The following is a 19,974-nucleotide window of genomic DNA, read 5'->3' as shown; positions in this document are numbered from 1 at the left end:
GTGCGCGATGGATCAGCGGTTCGATGTGACGGAACGATTCGCCGACGGTGCCCAGTACATCGGCGGCCGGCTGCGTCCCGGGACCTCCGGCCGGACGCACACGATCGTCGACCCCGCCACCGGCTCCGAGCTGCTCGGCTACGCGCTCGCCGGGCCCGCCGACGTGGACGACGCCGTGGCCGCCGCCGAGCGCGCCCTGCCCGCCTGGGCGGGCGCCACCCCCGGCGAACGCTCCGACGCGCTGCACCGCTTCGCCGGCGTCCTCGCCGGGCGGGCGGAGGAGTTCGCGCGTGCCGAGTCGGCACAGAGCGGCAAACCGATCCGGCTCACCACCGAGTTCGACGTGCCCGGCACCGTCGACAACACCTCCTTCTTCGCCGGCGCCGCCCGCCACCTGGAAGGCCGGTCCGCCGGTGAGTACAGCGCCGACCACACCTCCTACGTCCGCCGGGAGCCGATCGGCGTCGTCGGCTCCGTCGCCCCCTGGAACTACCCCCTCCAGATGGCCGCCTGGAAGGTCCTCCCGGCGATCGCCGCCGGCAACACCGTCGTGCTCAAGCCGGCCGAGCTCACCCCGCTCACCTCGCTGATGTTCGCCCGGGCCGCGGCCGAGGCAGGCATCCCCGACGGCGTCGTCAACGTCGTCAGCGGGGCGGGCCGGGACGCGGGGGAGCGGCTCGTCGGCCACCCGTCCGTCGCCATGGTCTCCTTCACCGGCTCCACCCCCGTCGGCAAGCGCGTCGCCGAGCTCGCCACGCAGACCGTCAAGCGGCTCCACCTCGAACTCGGCGGGAAGGCCCCCTTCGTCGTCTTCGACGACGCCGATCTGGAGGCCGCCGTCCACGGCGCGGTCGCCGGCTCGCTCATCAACACCGGCCAGGACTGCACGGCGGCCACGCGCGCCTACGTCCAGCGGCCCCTGTACGAGGCGTTCGTCTCCGGAGTCGCCGACCTCATGGCCACCGTCCGCCTCGGCGACCCCTTCGACCCCGCCACCGACCTCGGACCGCTCGTCTCCCACGCCCAGCGGGACCGCGTCGCGGGCTTCGTCGACCGCGCCCGCGCCTACGCCACCGTCGTCACCGGCGGCGCGGCCCCCGGCGGCGAGCTCGCCCGGGGCGCCTACTACCTCCCCACGCTCATCACCGGCGCCGCCCAGGACAGCGAGGTCGTCCAGGCGGAGATCTTCGGCCCCGTCCTGGCCGTGCTGCCCTTCGACACCGACGACGAGGGCCTCGCCCTGGCCAACGACACCCCCTACGGGCTCGCGGCCTCCGCCTGGAGCCGGGACGTCTACCGCACCGGCCGCGCCACCCGGGAGCTCAGGGCGGGCTGTGTGTGGATCAACGACCACATCCCGATCATCAGTGAGATGCCGCACGGCGGCTACCGCGCCTCCGGCTACGGCAAGGACATGTCGGCGTACTCCTTCGAGGAGTACACGCAGCTCAAGCACGTCATGCTCGACACCACCGGAACGGCCCGGAAAGACTGGCACCGCACCGTCTTCGGCGGCCGCCCGCCCGGCTGATCCCCGGCGGCCCGCCCCGCCGCCGCTGCCGGCCAGGGGAGTCCGCCGGGCGCGGAATCCTCCGGGCTCACGGGCGCCCGACCGCCATTCGGGCCACCCGTGCGGCACCCGACCCCGGACATATGAGAACGTACGCGGCTGTACGTGCCGTACGCGCTCACGCCCCCGACACCCCCTGGACGCGAAGACCCATGACAGCTACCGCCCCGACCGACAGCAGCGGCACGGACGTCCGCCTCACCGCGATCAGCAAGCGCTACGGCTCCTTCACCGCCGTGCACCCGCTGGACCTGGCCATCCCCGGCGGGTCCTTCTTCGCCCTCCTCGGCGCCTCCGGTTGCGGCAAGACCACCACCCTGCGCATGATCGCCGGCCTGGAGGACCCCACCGCCGGCACCGTCGAGCTCGGCGGCGAGGACGTCACCGGACTCCCCCCGCACAAGCGGCCGGTGAACACCGTCTTCCAGAACTACGCGCTCTTCCCCCACCTCGACATCTACGAGAACGTCGCCTTCGGCCTGCGCCGCCGCGGCATCAAGTCCGTCAAGAAGCAGGTCGGCGACATGCTCGACCTTGTCCAGCTCGGCGACTTCGCCCGCCGCAAGCCCCAGCAGCTCTCCGGCGGCCAGCAGCAGCGCGTCGCCGTCGCCCGCGCCCTGATCAACCACCCGCAAGTGCTCCTCCTCGACGAGCCGCTGGGCGCCCTCGACCTCAAGCTGCGCCGCCAGATGCAGCTGGAGCTCAAGCGCATCCAGACCGAGGTCGGCATCACCTTCGTGCACGTCACCCACGACCAGGAGGAGGCCATGACCATGGCCGACACGGTCGCGGTCATGAACGGCGGCCGCGTCGAACAGCTCGGCGCCCCCGCCGACCTCTACGAGATGCCGCGCACCACCTTCGTCGCCAACTTCCTGGGCACCTCCAACCTCATCACCGCCGACGTCCTCGACACCACCGGTGCCGACATCCTCCTGCGGGCCGGTGATACCAAACTCGCCCTTCCGGCGACACGATGTACGGCCACCGCCCGCGCGGGCGAGAAACTCCTCGTCGGCATACGGCCGGAGAAGATCACCCTCACCCACGCCGACGACGCGGCCGACGTGCCCGAGGGCCGCAACCGCGTCCCCGGCCGCATCACCCAGTCCAGCTTCATCGGCGTCTCCACCCAGTACCAGGTCGACAGCCCCGCCGGATGCCTGTCCGTCTACGAGCAGAACATCGAGCGCGACAGCCGCCTCACCCCCGGCGCCGAGGTGCTCCTGCACTGGAACCCCGGTCACAGCTTCGGCCTCGACGCCGCGCAGAGCGTGGAGGCCGGCACGGACGCGGGGGAGGGGACCTGATGGCGCACCTGACGGCCCCCGCCGCCGACACGCCCCCGGCCGGCCCCGCCCGCCCCGCCCGCCCCGACCTCAAACGGGCCGCCCGCCGCAGAAAACTCGTCCCCTACTGGCTGCTGCTGCCCGGCATCCTCTGGCTGCTGGTCTTCTTCGCCGCGCCCCTCGTCTACCAGGCCTCCACCTCCGTGCAGACCGGGTCCCTCGACGAGGGCTTCTCCGTCACCTGGCACTTCGCGACCTACTGGGACGCCCTGGCCGAGTACTACCCGCAGTTCCTGCGCTCGGTCGCCTACTCCGCCACCGCCACCGCGCTCTGCCTCGCCCTCGGCTACCCGCTCGCCTACCTCATCGCCTTCAAGGCCGGCCGCTGGCGCAACGTGCTGATGATCCTCGTCATCGCGCCGTTCTTCACCAGCTTCCTGATCCGCACCCTCGCCTGGAAGACGATCCTCTCCGACGGCGGCCCCGTCGTCTCCGCCCTCGCCGGCCTCCACGTCCTCGACGTCACCAGCGCGCTGGGGATCACCGAGGGGGACCGCGTCCTCGCCACCCCGCTCGCCGTCGTCTGCGGCCTGACCTACAACTTCCTGCCCTTCATGATCCTGCCGCTCTACACCTCGCTCGAACGCATCGACCCACGGCTCCACGAAGCGGCCGGAGACCTCTACGCCCGGCCCGCCACCACCTTCCGCAAGGTGACGTTCCCGCTGTCCATGCCGGGCGTCGTCGCGGGGACCCTGCTCACCTTCATCCCCGCCACCGGCGACTACATCAACGCCGAGCTGCTCGGCTCCACCGACCAGAAGATGATCGGCAACGTCATCCAGTCCCAGTTCCTGCGCGTCCTGGACTACCCCACGGCCGCCGCCCTGTCCTTCCTCCTCATGGCGTCCATCCTCACCGTGGTCACCCTCTACATCCGCAAGTCCGGAACGGAGGACCTCGTCTGATGGCTGCTTCCCCGGGCCTGTCGCGCGCGCTGCGCGCGCTGCGCCGCAACCTCGTCGTGATCGCCGGGCTGGCCACGCTCTGCTATCTGATCCTGCCCAACGTCATCGTGACGGTCTTCTCCTTCAACAAGCCCAACGGCCGCTTCAACTACGAGTGGCAGCGCTTCTCCACCGACGCCTGGACCGACCCCTGCGGCGTCGCCGACCTCTGCGGCTCGCTCTCGCTCAGCCTGAAGATCGCCGTGTGGGCGACCATCGGCGCCACCGTCCTCGGCACGATGATCGCCTTCGCGCTCGCCCGCTACCGCTTCCGCGCCCGCTCCTCCGTCAGCACCCTGCTCTTCCTGCCGATGGCCATGCCCGAGGTCGTCATGGCCGCCTCCCTGGCCACCCTCTTCCTCAACATGGGCGTCACCTTCGGCTTCTGGACCGTCCTGATCGCCCACATCATGTTCTGCCTGAGCTTCGTGGTGACGGCGGTCAAGGCGCGCGTGATGAGCATGGACCCCCGCCTGGAGCAGGCCGCACAGGATCTCTACGCCACCCCGTTCCAGACGTTCCTGCGGGTGACCCTGCCGATCGCCGCCCCCGGCATCGCGGCGGGCGCCCTGCTCTCCTTCGCCCTGTCCTTCGACGACTTCATCATCACGAACTTCAACGCGGGCTCCACTGTGACCTTCCCCATGTTCGTCTGGGGATCCGCACAACGGGGCACACCCGTTCAAATCAATGTCATCGGAACGGCGATGTTCGCCGTCGCCGTGCTGTGCGTCCTCGTCGGTCAGCTGGTCGGCGGACGCCGTAAAAGGAGCTGAGACCATGGCCTCTCGTGCCATGAACCCTGCACAATCACTTGCTGACGCCGCCCCCCGGCCCTACTGGCTCGACGACCCCTCCCGGCCGGAGGCCCTGCCCGCCCTCGTCGGCGACGAACGCTGCGACCTGCTCGTCGTCGGCGGCGGCTACTCCGGACTGTGGACCGCGCTCCTGGCCAAGGAGCGCGACCCCGCCCGGGACGTCGTCCTCATCGAAGCCCAGGAGACCGGCTGGGCCGCCTCCGGCCGCAACGGCGGCTTCTGCTCCGCCTCCCTCACCCACGGCTGGGCCAACGGACTCTCCCGCTGGCCCCGGGAACTGCCCACCCTGGAGCGGCTCGGCCGGCGGAACCTCGACGGGATCGAGGCCGCGCTGACCCGCTACGGCATCGACTGCGACTTCGAGCGCACCGGCGAGATCGACATCGCCACCGCCCCGCACCAGGTGGCGGAGTTGCGGGAGGCCGCCGCCGAGGTCGCCTCCCTCGGCCTCCCCGACTACGAGTACCTCGACCAGGACGCCCTGCGCGCCGAAGTCGACTCCCCGACCTTCCTCGCCGGCCTCTGGGACCGCACGGGCGTGGCCATGCTCCACCCCGCCAAGCTCGCCTGGGGGCTGCGGCGCGTCTGCCTCGACCTCGGCGTGCGGCTCTACGAGCACACGCCGGGCACCGAGCTCGCCTCCCACGGCGCGGGCGTCGCCGTCCGCACCCCCTACGGCCGCGTCTTCGCCCGGCACGCCGCGCTCGGCACCAACGCCTTCCCGTCCCTGGTCCGGCGCGTGCGGCCCTACATCGCCCCCGTCTACGACTACGCGCTGATGACCGAGCCGCTGAGCGAGGAGCAGCGCGCGGCCATCGGCTGGAAGGGACGGCAAGGGCTCGGTGACGCCGCCAACCACTTCCACTACTTCCGCATCACGCCCGACCACCGCATCCTGTGGGGCGGTTACGACATCGTCCACCACTACGGCGGCGGCGTGCGGTCCGAGTACGACCACCACCCGGCCACGTACCAGAAGCTCGCCGAGCACTTCTTCCGCTGCTTCCCCCAGCTCGAAGGGGTGCGCTTCACCCACACCTGGGGCGGCGCCATCGACACCTGCTCGCGGTTCTCGGCGTTCTTCGGCACCGCGCACGGCGGGAAGGTCGCCTACGCCCTCGGCTACACCGGCCTCGGGGTCGGCGCGACCCGCTTCGGCGCGGACGTCATGCTCGACCTGCTGGCCGGCGAGCGCACCGAGCGGACCGCCCTGGAGATGGTGCGCGACAAGCCGCTGCCCTTCCCGCCCGAGCCCGTGCGGTCGCTGGGCATCGGGATCACCCAGTGGTCCATGACCCGCGCCGACGAGAACGGCGGCCGCCGCAACCTCTGGCTCAAGGCCATGGACAAGGTCGGCATGGGCTTCGACAGCTGACCGGCGGCCGGCGCGCCCGCTTCCTGTCACCGCCCGTCACCGCCGGAAATCTCCGGCCCGTACGCGAAACCCGCGTAATGATCCGCCGCTGACGCCCTCTCCTCCGTGAACGCACTGTACGGAGAGCGCACTCGGAGAGCGGAGGACGGCATGAGCGGCGACGAGGTGGCGAGGAGCGCGGTGGAGTGGCTGGCGTCGGCGGCACCCGACCCCGGCACCTGCCGGTGGGAGTGGGAGCGCAACCCCCTGGGGGTGGCGCTCCTGCCCGCCGGCCGGCTCTGGGACGTGCTGATCCTCTCCAGCGGGCTGGGCTATCCCACCCTGGACGTCCTGACGGGCTGCACCAGCGAAGTCGGCCCGGTCCTGGCCGACTTCGGCGACAGCCGCCTGGGCTTCTTCGTTCCCCCCGGCACGGTGGCCGGCTGGATCGCCACCGGGGTCCGCGGGGCCGGGAGCGGTTCGTGGATCGTCGTTCCCCACCCCCGCCGGAGCGTGTCCGGCAGCCGGTGGATCGTGCCGCCCGACGGCCGGGGGACGCTCACGGATCCGGCGGTCCTGGAGCTGTCGATGCACGAGGCCGCCGCGGACCTCGCGCGTGAGGACCGCGACGGGTGAGCGCGAGGCCCCACAGCAGCACACCGGACAGACACCAGGCACCCAGGACGTCCAGCGGCCAGTGGTAGCCGCAGCGGACCAGCCCGGCGCCCACCCCCGCGCAGAGGAGTGCGTAGCCCGACACCGCCGTCGCCGCCGCCCCGCGCCCGGGGCGGCGGGGGCGCAGCAGCAGGACCGCGGCCCCGTAGGCGACCGCCGCGGTGGCCGTGTGACCCGAGGGGAAAAAGCCGTCGTGCGCGCCGGACGCCGCCATGGCCGGCGGCCCCGGGCGCGCGACCGCGTGCTTGAGCGGGACGACCAGCGCGGGGACGGCCGCCATCGTCAGGGCGGCGTACAGCGGCGGCACCCAGCGGCGGGGCCCGCCGGCGCGCAGCGCCGACACCGCCATGGCCACGGCCAGGACGGGCAGCGCGACGGCGGTGTTGCCGAGGTCGGAGAGGAATCCGGCGACGCCGCCGGGGAAGGCGGAACCCGCCACCGCGCGGCCCAGGCGCTCGTCGAGGGCGCGCACCGGTCCGTTCGCGGCGACCTGCCAGGTGATCAGCGCGAACACCAGCAGGCACAGGGCGGGGAAGAGCGGGCCGGGACGCCGGAACGGCGGCCCCGGAACAGGGGGGGTGGTTCCGGGGCCGCCGTGGGGACCGGTGTGCCGCGCGCCCCGGGGGGTATGGGGCGGGCGGCCGTCCGATCGGTGAGGATGCCCGGAGCCGAAGGCTCCGGAGGTGTGCGCGAAGGCACGACCGGGCCGGAACTGGGGATGCGCCGGCGCGGCGGTGTCCGCAGTCCCCTGCGGACGGGGTGTTGCATTCATCTGCAGAAACCGTACGGCAGGACGGGGGACCCGGACAGCCGGATCACCCGTCCACCACCCGCCCCGCACAGGTTCTTCACCGCGTGGGGAGCCGGTCCGCGGTCACAGCCGGCCGAACGCGGCCTCGATGATGTCCAGGCCCTCGTTCAGCAGGTCCTCGCCGATGACCAGCGGCGGCAGGAAGCGCAGCACGTTGCCGTACGTGCCGCAGGTGAGGACCAGCAGGCCCTCCGCGTGGCACGCCTTCGCCAGGGCGCCCGCGGCGGCGGCGTTCGGGGTCTTGGTCCCGGACTCCACCAGCTCGATCGCAATCATCGCGCCGCGGCCGCGGATGTCACCGATGATGTCGAACTTCTCCTGCATCGCGGAGAGGCGGCCCTTCATGACCTCCTCGATGCGCTTGGCCTTGCCGTTCAGGTCCAGCTCGCGCATCGTCTCGATGGCGCCCAGCGCCGCCGCGCACGCCACCGGGTTGCCGCCGTAGGTGCCGCCGAGGCCACCCGCGTGCGCCGCGTCCATGATCTCCGCGCGGCCCGTGACGGCGGCCAGCGGCATGCCGCCCGCGATGCCCTTGGCCGTCGTGATCAGGTCGGGGACGACGCCCTCGTCCTCGCACGCGAACCACTGGCCGGTGCGGCAGAAGCCGGACTGGATCTCGTCCGCGACGAAGACGATGCCGTTGTCCTTCGCGAACTGCGCGATGGCGGGCAGGAAGCCCTTGGCCGGCTCGATGAAGCCGCCCTCGCCGAGTACCGGCTCGATGATGATCGCGGCGACGTTCTCCGCGCCGATCTGCTTGGTGATCTGGTCGATGGCCTGGGCGGACGCCTCGGCGCCGCAGTTCTCCGGGCCGGTCGGCCAGCGGTAGCCGTAGGCCACCGGCACGCGGTAGACCTCGGGCGCGAACGGGCCGAAGCCGTGCTTGTACGGCATGTTCTTGGCGGTGAGCGCCATCGTCAGGTTCGTCCGGCCGTGGTAGCCGTGGTCGAAGACGACGACCGCCTGGCGCTTGGTGTGGGCGCGGGCGATCTTCACCGCGTTCTCCACGGCCTCGGCGCCCGAGTTGAACAGCGCGGACTTCTTGGCGTGGTCGCCCGGGGTCAGCTCGGCGAGCTGCTCACAGACCTCCACATAGCCCTCGTACGGCGTCACCATGAAACAGGTGTGGGTGAAGTCGGCGAGCTGCGCGGTCGCGCGGCGCACGACGGCCTCCGCGCTGGAGCCCACCGAGGTCACGGCGATGCCCGAGCCGAAGTCGATGAGGGAGTTGCCGTCGACGTCCTCGATCACACCGCCGCCGGCGCGCACGGTGAACACCGGCAGCACCGAACCGACGCCGCCGGCGACCGTCTGCAGCCGGCGGGCCTGAAGCTCCAGCGACTTCGGGCCGGGGATCGCGGTGACGACGCGGCGCTCCTGGGGGAGGGACGGGCCTCCGGTCAGTTCGGTCATGAGTGGGCTCCAGGGGGAAGGGGGTGCGGTCACGGACAGTAGGTCTTTTAGTCGCAGGCTAGGGGCGCGGGCCGGGGCCGGGCATGCTCCGTTCGGTAGCAGTGCGCGTGCCGCGTTGTCCGTACCGGACATGGCGGCCGGGTCCGCCGCCCGTGCGCCCCCGCGGGGTGATCTTGAGCCTACGGCGGCGCGGCATCGCGGGGGACACCTGAACTCCCCCCGTACGGCCATTAGATTGAGCGGCGTCGAGCACGTGACAACGACGGCTGGCGGGGCGAGGGGCAGCGATGGACGCAGAGGGCACGTACGACACACCCGGCACATGGGGGCCCGGGGAGCCGGCGGGTTACCGTGCCGTGCCACCGCGCCCCACCGCACCGCCGCGGCCCCCGGCCGCCGTCCCGCCACCCGCCCCGCCGGCTGTGCCCGCCCAGGGCGGCGGCCAGGAGTCGCCCTTCACGGCCTGGCTGCGGGCGCCCCGCGCCGCCGCCCGGCCGGGCATCTGGGCCTTCGAGCACCGCCCCAAGGCCCCCGAGGACCCGGCCCGGGTGCCGGGCCGGCAGCTGATCAGCGGCGCGCTCATCGCCTTCCTGTGCGGATGGCTGTTCTGGTCGCTGCTGTGGCACGGCTACCTCGGCCCGTACTGGAAGTGGCCGCTGCGCGCGATGGCCCCCGGCTCGTGGACCGAGGGCACCCAGGAGTGGCTGGCGGCGTCCTACCTCTACTACGCCCTCGTCGCGGGCGCGCTCGCCTTCGGCTTCGGCCGCGTCGGGCGCTGGCCCGAGCTCGGCCGGCGGTTCGTCACCCCCCTGTGGCACCGGGCCTGGCGCCGGCTGCCGTTCCTCAGCCCCGAACGGCCCGACCGCATCCCCCAGCAGCAGCTCGTCACCCGCGCCGTCCTCAGCCTCACCGGCGCCTGCGTGGTGTGGGTGCTGTGCTGGAACGGCGCCGTCGGCGACATCTGGCTCTGGCCGCTGTTCCACCTGACGCCCGAGTCCTGGCACTACCAGGTGCCCGAGTCGATCTACGCCTCCTACACCTACTACCTCCTCTTCGCCGGTCTCCTCCTCGCCGTCGCCGGGCGGATCGGCTGCTGGCGGGAGCTGTGGCACCGCTACCACCCCGACACACCCGAGCAACAGCCCCCCTCGGCCCACGAGCCCGAGCCCCCGGCGCCGCAGGGCGACCCCGCCGACTGGCCCGAGCTGCGCGCCGCCGGGGCCCACGACGCCGCCGACCGGCTGGCGGCCGAGGCCCGGGCCGGCGGCATGAACGACGTCGACCACGCCCGCATCGAGCGCGCCTGGGAGTCCGTGCGCGCCCACCCCGGGCGCCTCGCCGCCTTCACCGACACCGTGCTGCGGTACGGCGCCGCCGCCTGCGCGCACCCCTCCGGCGCCCGCGACCTGCCCGTCCGCGCGGCGCGCCACGACCTCCTCACCCGGCAGGTCCGCCTCGGCACCGCCGCCGACGACGACCGCAACCCCCACGCCCACCGGGGCGCCGGGTGCGCCCTCGACCCGAGCCTGCTGGGCACCTCCCTGCTCGCCGTCGGCCCGCCGGGCAGCGGCAAGACCGACCGCCTGGTGCGGCCCGTCCTGGAGTCCCTGTGCCTCCAGGCGCTCGCCGGCCGGACGGCGGTCGTCGCGGTCGGCGCGGCGGGCGCCGGGCTCGCCCCCGACGAGGCGTTCGACGTCGTGGTGAAGATCGGACGACCGGACTCCGCGTACGACCTCGACCTGTACGGCGGCACCGAGGACCCCGACGAGGCCGCCGCGGTCCTCGCCGAGGGCCTCGTCGGCGACCTCACCGCCACCCTCCCCGGCGAGAACGGCCGGCGCGCCGCGACCGCACTGGCCCAGATCCTCGGCCCGTACCACGCCGCCCACGGCCGGTTCCCCTCCGTGCCCGAGCTGCGCGAGCTGCTCGACGGCTCGGCCGCCGCCGTCGGCGCGCTGCGCGCCGTCCTCGCCGCCGCCGGGCACCACGCCCTCGTCCGGGAGCTCGACGCCCGCGAACGGCAGGCGCAGCGCCCCGGCGACGCCGGAAGCGTGCTCGCCGACCGGCTCGCCCTCCTCGACCGCCCCGCCTTCGCCCGCTTCTTCGACACCACCCGGCCCGGCCGCACCTTCTCGCTGCGCACCCTCGAACACCCCCTGCGCGTACGCATCGACCTGCCCGAACGCGGCCACGCCGAGGCGTCGCGGATGCTGGCCCGGCTCGTCCTCGCGCAGTTCACCGAGTGCGCCGTCGGCCGCGCGGACCGCTCGCTGTTCGCCTGCCTCGTCCTCGACGACGCCACCCACGCCGTCACCCCCGACGCCGTCCGCGGCCTCGGCCGGCTCCGGTCGGCCAACGCCGGGGCGGTGCTCACCCTCCGTACGCTCGACGACGTACCCGACGCGCTGCGCAGCGCCCTGCTCGGCTCCGTCGGCTGCCGGATGGCCTTCTCCGGCGTGACCACCTGGGACGGCGCGCGCTTCGCGGAGGTCTGGGGCAAGGAGTGGGTGGAGGCCCGCGACATCACCGACCGGCAGGTCATCGCCCACGAGCCGATGACCCGGGCGGCGCACCTGCTGCGCAGGGTGGTCACGGGCCGCGCCGTCACCGCCCAGTCGGTGACGGTCCGCAAGGTGGAGCGGGAGCGCTGGTCCGCCTCGGAGCTGGCGCACGCGGTGCCGCCCGGGCACGCGGTGCTGTCGGTGACCTCGGTGCGGGGGGCGAGCGCCCCGCCCGTGCTGGTCGACCTCACCCGGTGACGCCCCCGCCGTCGCCGCGGCCAACCCTCCACTGAGGCAGAATCGGGAGCAGCCGTTCATACGGGACGGCGCAGTCACCGTGCCGCCCCTCCCGAAGGTGCCATGCCTCCTACGCTCGCCTCCCTCGTCCACCACTCCGCGCTGAAGCTCACCGTGCTCGCGGGGGAGGACAAGCTGGACACCCCCGTCCGCTGGGCGCACGTCAGCGAGCTGGCCGACCCGGTGCCGTGGATGGACGGCGGGGAACTCCTCCTGATCACCGCGATGAAGATCGACGCGGAGGACCGGGAGGCGATGCGCGGCTATGTGCGCCGCCTGGTCCGCGCCGGGGTCGTCGGGCTCGGCTTCGCCGTCGGCGTGAACTACGAGCACGTGCCCCGGGCGCTCGTCGAAGCCGCCGGCGAGGAGGGGCTGCCGCTCCTGGAGGTGCCGCGCCGCACCCCCTTCCTGGCCATCAGCAAGGCCGTCTCGGCGGCCATCGCCGCCGATCAGTACCGGGCCGTGACCGCGGGCTTCGAGGCACAGCGCGAGCTGACCCGGGCCGCCCTCGGCACCGAGGGCCCCACCGCGCTGCTGGCCAGGCTCGCCGCCCACCTCGACGGCTGGGCCGCCCTCTACGACACCTCGGGCGCGGTCGTCGCCGCCGCACCCGAATGGGCCGCCCGTCGCGCCGCGCGCCTCGGCCAGGACGTCGAGCGGCTGCGGGAGCGGCCCGCCCCGGCGACCGCCGTCGTCGGCTCCGATCCCGCCGAGGAGGGCGCCGACCGGGTCGAGCTCCAGTCCCTGGGCTCCGGCCGCCGCGCCCGCGGCGTCCTGGCCGTGGGCACCGGAGCCCCCCTCGGCACCGCCGAGCGCTACGCCGTGCAGTCCGCGATCGCCCTGCTCACCCTCACCACCGAGCGCTCGCGCGCCCTGCAGGCCGCCGAGCAGCGGCTGGGGGCCGCGGTGCTGCGCATGCTCCTGGCGGGCGAGCCGGACCACGCGCGGGCCGTCGCGGGGGATCTGTACGGAGGGCTGCTGGACGCGCCGTTCCGGATGCTCGTCGCCGAGGCGGCCGCCGAACCCCCCGCCGACAGCGCGCAGGGGAGCGGGGAGCCGCAGCGCGAGGCCGCGGAGCCGCTGGGTGTGCTCGCGGACGCGCTGGAGACCGCGGCGAGCCGGGTGGCGGAGGCGGTGCTCGTCGTCCCCGACGGCGCCCGCCTGATCGTCCTCGCGCCCGACGGCGGCGCGGCCGTCGCCGCCTGCGCCGAGCACGCCCGGGCCGTCGAGGCCCGCCGCGGCACCAAGGCCCGGCCGCGGGACCGCAGCGCCGCCGCCCCCGACGACGACCTCGTCGTCGGCCTGTCCGCCCCGGCGGGCACCGTCGCCGCCGCGGCCGCCTTCCGCCAGGCCGCCCAGGCCCTGTCCGTCGCCCGCCGCCGCGGCCGGGTCCTCGTCGAGCACGAGGAGGTCGCCGCGGGCTCGGTGCTGCCCCTGCTGGCCGACGATGCCGTGCGCGCCTTCGCCGACGGCATGCTGCGGGCCCTGTACGACCACGACGCCACGGGCCGCGGCGACCTCATCGCCTCCCTGCGCGCCTGGCTCTCCCGCCACGGCCAGTGGGACGCCGCCGCCGCGGACCTCGGCGTCCACCGCCACACCCTCCGCTACCGCATGCGCCGCGTGGAGGAGATCCTGGGCCGCTCCCTGGACGACCCGGACGTCCGCATGGAGCTGTGGCTGGCCCTGAAGGCGACGTCCGGCGGGACGGAGTAGCGGCGGACCGAACGGACCCGGGGCAGCGCCCGCGCGGCGAACCCGCCATTGCGGCGCGCCCGCACCCGCCCACGCTCCACCACGGACAATCGGCCCCCGGCGCACCCGCGCCTACCGTGGGGAAGCCAAAATCATCAGCACCCCCCGGAGGGAAACCGTGACTGCTCCCCACGCGTTCTGGCTGGCCGGCCGCGAGGCCACCGGCGAGGAGACCTTCGACGTCACGAACTCCTGGGACGGCCGTCTCGTCGGCACCGTGAGCGTGCCCACCGAGGCGCAGGTCGAGGAGGCCGTCGCCGCCGCGCACGCCGTCCGGGACGAGTTCGCCGCCACGCCCGCGCACGTGCGGACCGCGGCCCTCGACCACGTCGCCAAGCGGCTGACCGAGCGCACCGAGGAGATCGCCCAGCTGATCTCCGCCGAGAACGGCAAGCCCATCAAGTGGGCGCGCGGCGAGGTCGGCCGCGCCGTCTCCGTCTTCCGCTGGGCCGCCGAGGAGGCGCGCCGCTTCAACGCCGGTGACGCCCAGCGCCTGGACACCGACGCCGGCGGCACCGGCCGCCTCGCCCTGACGCGCCGCTTCCCGCGCGGCACCGTCCTCGGCATCGCGCCGTTCAACTTCCCGCTGAACCTCAGCGCGCACAAGGTCGCCCCGGCCATCGCCGTCGGTGCCCCGATCATCCTCAAGCCGGCCCCCGCGACCCCGATCTCCTCGCTGGTCCTCGGCGAGATCCTCGCCGAGACGGACCTGCCGGCCGGCTCGTGGAGCGTCCTGCCGGTGCCGAACGACCGCATGCCCGCCCTCGTCCAGGACGAGCGGCTCCCGGTCATCTCCTTCACCGGCTCCGGCCCGGTCGGCTGGTCGATCCTCGACTCCGCGCCGCGCAAGCACGTCACCCTGGAGCTCGGCGGCAACGGCGCGGCCGTCGTCCTGGCCGACTGGTCCTCCGAGGAGGACCTGGAGTGGGCGGCCCAGCGCATCGCCACCTTCTCCAACTACCAGGGCGGCCAGTCCTGCATCTCCGTGCAGCGCGTCATCGCCGACGCGTCGCTGTACGAGCGGCTGGTCCCGAAGGTCGTCGCCGCCGTCGAGGCGCAGGTCACCGGTGACCCCTCCGACGCCGCCACCGACGTCGGCCCGCTGGTCAGCGAGGACGCCGCCAAGCGCGTGGAGTCCTGGGTGGACGAGGCCGTCGCCGCGGGCGCGCGGCTGCTCGCGGGCGGCAAGCGCGAGGGCGCCACGTACGCCCCGACCGTGCTCGCGGACGTCCCCGCCGGTGTGACCATCGCCTGCGAAGAGGTCTTCGGACCGGTCCTGACCCTCACCCGGGCCGAGGGCGAGGACGCCGCCTTCGCCGCCGTCAACGACTCGCCCTACGGCCTCCAGGCGGGTGTCTTCACCCACGACCTGCAGACCGCCTTCCGTGCGCACCGCGCGCTGGAGACCGGCGGCGTGATCATCGGCGACGTGCCGTCCTACCGCGCGGACCAGATGCCCTACGGCGGCGCCAAGCAGTCCGGCGTGGGCCGCGAGGGCGTGCGCTACGCCATGGACGACTACACCTACGAGCGGGTGCTGGTCCTGACGGGCCTGGCCCTCTGACCCCGGACTCCGCCGCGAGGCCGCGCCGACGGCCGGGACGCACCACGGTGCGCCCCGGCCGTCGGCGTACCCGGGCCGCCCGCACCACCCGCGGGGCCGGAACGTTGCGCGCGGTCTGGTAGAGGCCGTGCGGATCGGGTAGATACGGTCGAGTAGCACCGGTCGGTAGCCGACCGGGACGGCCCCGACAAGCGGCGAGGTGCCTGATGACCGCACCATCCGTACGACCGGTCTCCGAGCGCGAAGCACGCCAGGTCGCCGAAGCGGCCCGGGAACAGGACTGGAAGAAGCCCAGCTTCGCCAAGGAGCTCTTCCTCGGCCGGTTCCGGCTCGATCTCATCCACCCCCATCCCACGCCCGGCCTGGAGGACGTCCGGCGCGGCGAGGAGTTCCTCGCCAAGCTCCGGGACTTCTGCGAGACCCGCATCGACGGGGCCCTCATCGAGCGCGAGGCGAAGATCCCGGACGAGACGATCAACGGGCTCAAGGAGCTCGGCGCCCTCGGCATGAAGATCGACACCAAGTACGGGGGCCTCGGCCTCACCACGGTCTACTACAACAAGGCCCTCGCCCTGGTGGGCTCCGTCAGCCCCGCCGTCGGCGCGCTGCTCTCCGCCCACCAGTCCATCGGGGTGCCGCAGCCGCTCAAGCTCTTCGGCACCCAGGAGCAGAAGGACGCCTTCCTGCCCCGCTGCGCCCGCACCGACATCACCGCGTTCCTGCTCACCGAGCCGGACGTCGGCTCCGACCCGGCCCGGCTCGCCACCTCGGCCGTGCCCGACGGCGACGACTACATCCTGGACGGCGTCAAGCTGTGGACGACCAACGGCGTCGTCGCCGACCTCCTGGTGGTCATGGCCCGGGTGCCCAGAAGCCAGGGCCACAAGGGCGGCATCACCGCGTTCGTCGTCGAGGCCGCGGCCGAGGGCGTCACCGTCGAGCACCGCAACGCCTTCATGGGCCTGCGCGGCATCGAGAACGGCGTCACCCGCTTCCACCGGGTCCGCGTGCCCGCGGCCAACCGCATCGGCCCCGAGGGCGCCGGCCTGAAGATCGCCCTCACGACACTCAACACCGGCCGGCTCTCCATCCCCGCGATGTGCGTCGCCGGCGGCAAGTGGGCGCTGAAGATCGCCCGCGAGTGGTCCGAGGCCCGCGAGCAGTGGGGCAAGTCCATCGCGCAGCACGAGGCCGTGGGCGCGAAGGTGTCCTTCATCGCCGCGACCACCTTCGCCCTGGAGGCGATCCTCGACCTGTCCGGCCAGATGGCCGACGAGGACCGCAACGACATCCGCATCGAGGCGGCGCTCGCCAAGCTGTACGCCAGCGAGATGGCCTGGCTGATGACGGACGAGCTGGTGCAGATCCGCGGCGGCCGCGGCTACGAGAGCGCCGCCTCCCTGGCCGCCCGCGGCGAGCGCGCGGTGCCCGCCGAGCAGATGCTGCGCGACGCGCGCATCAACCGGATCTTCGAGGGCTCCACGGAGATCATGCACCTGCTCATCGCCCGCGAGGCCGTCGACGCCCACCTCTCCGTCGCCGGTGACCTCATCGACCCGGAGAAGTCCCTGGGGGACAAGGCCAGGGCCGGCGCCCGCGCCGGCGGCTTCTACGCCCGCTGGCTGCCCAAGCTCGTCGCCGGGCCCGGCCAGCTGCCCCGCACGTTCGCCGAGTTCCACCCCGCCGGCCACCGCGACCTCGGCACCCACCTGCGCTACGTCGAACGCTCCTCGCGCAAGCTCGCCCGCTCCACCTTCTACGCCATGTCCCGCTGGCAGGGCCGGATGGAGACCAAGCAGGGCTTCCTCGGCCGCGTCGTCGACATCGGCGCCGAGCTCTTCGCGATGAGCGCCTCCTGCGTCCGCGCCGAACGGCTGCGCACGGAGGGTGCTCACGGCCGCGAGGCGTACGAGCTCGCCGACGTCTTCTGCCGGCAGTCCCGCATCCGCGTCGAGGAGCTCTTCGCCCGGCTGTGGACCAACACCGACGACCTCGACCGCAAGCTCGTCTCCGGGGTGATGTCCGGGGCGTACGAGTGGCTGGAGGCCGGCATCGTCGACCCCAGCGGCGACGGCCCCTGGATCGCCGACGCCACCCCCGGCCCCGCCACGACCGACAACGTCCACCGCCCCATCCGCTGACACCGCCCGAACCGGCCCGCGAGGACCGCGATGTTCCGCCGCGGGAGGCGGCCGGGGGGATCCCGGTCCGCCTTCCGCACGGGAGACGCAACAATGGAGCGCATGACGGACTCCCTCGCTGACCCGCATCTGCGCTACTCCGCCCCCACCACCGGGGGCGGACCGCGCGAGATCGTGATCCTCGGCTCGACCGGTTCGATCGGCACCCAGGCCATCGACCTCGTGCTGCGCAACCCCGACCGCTTCACGGTGACGGCCCTGTCCGCCGCCGGCGGCCGGGTGGGCCTGCTCGCCGAGCAGGCCCGGCAGCTGCGGGTGGGCACCGTCGCCGTGGCGCAGGCGGACAAGGTGCCGGCCCTGCGCGAGGCGCTGGCCGCGCAGTACGGGACCGAGCCGGTACCGGAGATCCTCGCGGGGCCCGACGCGGCCACCGAGCTCGCCCGCAGCGAATGCCACACCGTACTCAACGGCATCACCGGCTCCATCGGCCTCGCGCCCACCCTCGCCGCCCTGGAGGCCGGCCGGACCCTGGCGCTGGCCAACAAGGAATCGCTGATCGTCGGCGGCCCGCTGGTGAAGGCGCTGGCCAAGCCCGGGCAGATCATCCCGGTCGACTCCGAGCACGCGGCCCTCTTCCAGGCGCTGCTCGGCGGCACCCGGGCCGAGGTCCGCAAGCTCGTCGTCACGGCCTCCGGCGGGCCCTTCCGCGGCCGCACCAAGGCCCAGCTGGCCTCCGTCACCACGCAGGACGCCCTCGCCCACCCCACCTGGTCCATGGGCCCGGTCATCACGATCAACTCCGCGACCCTGGTCAACAAGGGCCTGGAGGTCATCGAGGCCCACCTGCTCTACGACATCCCCTTCGACCGCATCGAGGTCGTCGTCCACCCGCAGTCCTACGTCCACTCGATGGTGGAGTTCACCGACGGCTCCACGCTCGCCCAGGCCACCCCGCCCGACATGCGCGGCCCCATCGCCATCGGCCTCGGCTGGCCCGAGCGGGTTCCGGATGCGGCCCCCGCCTTCGACTGGTCCAAGGCGTCCACCTGGGAATTCTTCCCGCTCGACGAGGAAGCCTTCCCCGCGGTGGCCCTGGCCCGGCACGTCGGCGCCCTCGGCGGCACCGCGCCCGCCGTCTTCAACGCCGCCAACGAGGAGTGCGTCGACGCGTTCCTCTCCGGCGCGCTGCCGTTCCGTGGGATCGTCGATACCGTCGCAGAGGTGGTGGCGGAACACGGCACCCCCGCCCCGGGAACCCCGCTCACGGTCCCGGACGTCCTGCAAGCGGAGACCTGGGCCCGCGCCCGGGCCCGTGAACTGGCCGCCCGCACGGCGGCCCGTACGGCAACCTCGGAGGCCCGCGCATGACAACACTGATGACGGTCCTCGGGATAGTCGTCTTCGTGGTGGGCCTGCTCTTCTCGATCGCCTGGCACGAACTGGGCCACCTCTCGACCGCGAAGCTGTTCGGCATCCGGGTGCCGCAGTACATGGTCGGCTTCGGGCCGACGCTGTTCTCGCGGAAGAAGGGCGACACCGAGTACGGCATCAAGGCCATTCCGCTCGGCGGCTACATCCGCATGATCGGCATGTTCCCGCCCGGCGCGGACGGCAAGATCAGCGCGCGCTCCACCTCCCCGTGGCGCAGCATGATCGAGGACGCCCGCTCGGCCGCCTTCGAGGAGCTCAAGCCCGGCGACGACACCCGGCTCTTCTACACGCGCAAGCCGTGGAAGCGCGTGATCGTGATGTTCGCCGGGCCGTTCATGAACCTCGTCCTGGCCGTGGCGATCTTCCTCGGCGTGATGATGTCCTTCGGCATCAACACCCAGACGACCCAGGTGTCCACCGTCTCGGAGTGCGTGGTCAAGGCCACCGACCGGACCGACAAGTGCCTCCCGGGCGCCACCCCGTCCCCGGCCAAGGCCGCCGGCCTCCAGCCGCGCGACAAGATCGTGGCCTTCAACGGCCACCGGGTCGACAACTGGACCACCCTCCAGAAGGAGATCCGCCGGACCACCGGCCCGGCCACCCTCACCGTCGTCCGGGACGGCGCGCAGCGGACCCTCAGCGCCGACCTGATCTCCAACCAGGTCCAGAAGTACGACGGCAAGGGCACCCCGGTGAAGGGCGAGTACGTCACCGCGGGCTTCCTCGGCTTCACCCCCGCCAGCGGCGTCGTCCCGCAGACCTTCGGACAGTCCGTCGACCGCATGGGCGACATGATCCAGTCCGGTGTCGAGTCGCTGATCGCCCTGCCCAGCAAGATCCCCGACCTCTGGAACGCCGCCTTCGACGACGGCGAGCGCAAGGCCGACTCCCCGATGGGCGTCGTCGGCGCCGCCCGCGTCGGCGGCGAGGTCTTCAACCTGGACATCCCGCCGTCGCAGCAGATCGCGACCATGCTCTTCCTGGTCGCGGGGTTCAACCTCTCGCTGTTCCTGTTCAACATGCTGCCGCTGCTGCCCCTGGACGGCGGGCACATCGCGGGAGCCCTGTGGGAGTCCGTGCGGCGCGCCTTCGCCAGGGTCTTCCGCCGCCCCGACCCGGGCCCCTTCGACGTGGCGAAGCTGATGCCCGTCGCCTATGTGGTGGCCGGAATCTTCATCTGCTTCACCCTGCTGGTGCTGATCGCGGACGTGGTGAACCCGGTCCGGCTCACCTAGGCCTTGGCCGGCGGGGTCGTCGTTGCCGCCTGCGGCGGCGAGCGCCCTGCGAGCGCGTCCTCGGTCCGGGGGGGTGGGGGGGGGGTGAGCCCCGACCCCCCCCCGCCGCGGGG

The 19,974-nt window shown here is 73.4% G+C and carries 14 protein-coding genes; 12 read left to right on the top strand and 2 right to left on the bottom strand.

The window, feature by feature from the left end; translation table 11 throughout:
- Positions 1-7 precede the first annotated feature (7 nt).
- From ABZ951_RS16925 to ABZ951_RS16900, 6 genes are all read left to right on the top strand, one after another.
- A complete protein-coding gene (locus ABZ951_RS16925; RefSeq protein ID WP_344093631.1) occupies positions 8-1,531 on the top strand; it encodes a gamma-aminobutyraldehyde dehydrogenase in 1,524 nt (507 codons plus the stop codon).
- A gap of 191 nt (positions 1,532-1,722) precedes the next feature.
- Entirely contained in the window at positions 1,723-2,880 is a 1,158-nt protein-coding gene (locus ABZ951_RS16920) for an ABC transporter ATP-binding protein (protein ID WP_344093629.1), read from the top strand.
- An 8-nt stretch (positions 2,881-2,888) separates the two neighbouring features.
- Positions 2,889-3,827, top strand: coding sequence for an ABC transporter permease (locus ABZ951_RS16915; RefSeq protein WP_344093652.1), 939 nt, complete (start codon positions 2,889-2,891; stop codon positions 3,825-3,827).
- The gene (locus tag ABZ951_RS16910; protein ID WP_344093626.1) at positions 3,827-4,642 is read left to right on the top strand and encodes an ABC transporter permease; all 816 of its coding nucleotides are present in this window, start codon (positions 3,827-3,829) and stop codon (positions 4,640-4,642) included. Before ABZ951_RS16915 ends, ABZ951_RS16910 begins: the two co-directional genes overlap by 1 nt.
- Positions 4,643-4,646: 4 nt before the next feature.
- Positions 4,647-6,059, top strand: a complete 1,413-nt coding sequence (locus ABZ951_RS16905) for an FAD-dependent oxidoreductase (protein WP_361280120.1) — start codon at positions 4,647-4,649, stop codon at positions 6,057-6,059.
- Between the two features lie 150 nt (positions 6,060-6,209).
- Complete coding sequence (locus ABZ951_RS16900; RefSeq protein WP_344093621.1) at positions 6,210-6,674, top strand: hypothetical protein; 465 nt, start codon at positions 6,210-6,212, stop codon at positions 6,672-6,674.
- Here the strand turns inward: ABZ951_RS16900 and ABZ951_RS16895 are convergent.
- The gene (locus ABZ951_RS16895; RefSeq protein ID WP_344093619.1) at positions 6,598-7,227 is read right to left on the bottom strand and encodes a phosphatase PAP2 family protein; all 630 of its coding nucleotides are present in this window, start codon (positions 7,225-7,227) and stop codon (positions 6,598-6,600) included. The genes ABZ951_RS16900 and ABZ951_RS16895 overlap by 77 nt on opposite strands.
- Positions 7,228-7,587: 360 nt before the next feature.
- Positions 7,588-8,937, bottom strand: coding sequence for a 4-aminobutyrate--2-oxoglutarate transaminase (gene gabT / locus ABZ951_RS16890; protein WP_344093617.1), 1,350 nt, complete (start codon positions 8,935-8,937; stop codon positions 7,588-7,590).
- A 287-nt stretch (positions 8,938-9,224) separates the two neighbouring features.
- Here gabT and ABZ951_RS16885 point away from each other — a divergent pair, with 287 nt between their 5' ends.
- The 6 genes from ABZ951_RS16885 to ABZ951_RS16860 all read left to right on the top strand — a co-directional run bounded on the left by ABZ951_RS16885 (position 9,225) and on the right by ABZ951_RS16860 (position 19,861).
- Positions 9,225-11,696 (top strand): ATP/GTP-binding protein, encoded by a 2,472-nt coding sequence (locus ABZ951_RS16885; protein WP_361280118.1) that lies wholly within the window; start codon positions 9,225-9,227, stop codon positions 11,694-11,696.
- A 102-nt stretch (positions 11,697-11,798) separates the two neighbouring features.
- On the top strand, positions 11,799-13,451 hold the full coding sequence (locus ABZ951_RS16880) for a PucR family transcriptional regulator (RefSeq protein ID WP_361280116.1): 1,653 nt from the start codon (positions 11,799-11,801) through the stop codon (positions 13,449-13,451).
- A gap of 157 nt (positions 13,452-13,608) precedes the next feature.
- Positions 13,609-15,054, top strand: coding sequence for an aldehyde dehydrogenase family protein (locus tag ABZ951_RS16875; protein ID WP_344093610.1), 1,446 nt, complete (start codon positions 13,609-13,611; stop codon positions 15,052-15,054).
- Between the two features lie 206 nt (positions 15,055-15,260).
- Positions 15,261-17,195, top strand: a complete 1,935-nt coding sequence (locus ABZ951_RS16870) for an acyl-CoA dehydrogenase family protein (protein WP_344093608.1) — start codon at positions 15,261-15,263, stop codon at positions 17,193-17,195.
- 102 nt (positions 17,196-17,297) lie between these two features.
- A complete protein-coding gene (gene dxr / locus ABZ951_RS16865) occupies positions 17,298-18,563 on the top strand; it encodes a 1-deoxy-D-xylulose-5-phosphate reductoisomerase (protein WP_344093606.1) in 1,266 nt (421 codons plus the stop codon).
- Entirely contained in the window at positions 18,560-19,861 is a 1,302-nt protein-coding gene (locus ABZ951_RS16860) for a site-2 protease family protein (RefSeq protein WP_344093604.1), read from the top strand. Before dxr ends, ABZ951_RS16860 begins: the two co-directional genes overlap by 4 nt.
- The last annotated feature ends 113 nt before the right edge of the window (positions 19,862-19,974 follow it).

This window comes from Streptomyces sp. NPDC046215 (genome assembly GCF_040646215.1).
Taxonomy (GTDB): Bacteria; Actinomycetota; Actinomycetes; order Streptomycetales; family Streptomycetaceae; genus Streptomyces; species Streptomyces stramineus.
This window is presented reverse-complemented; position numbering and strand designations above follow the sequence as displayed.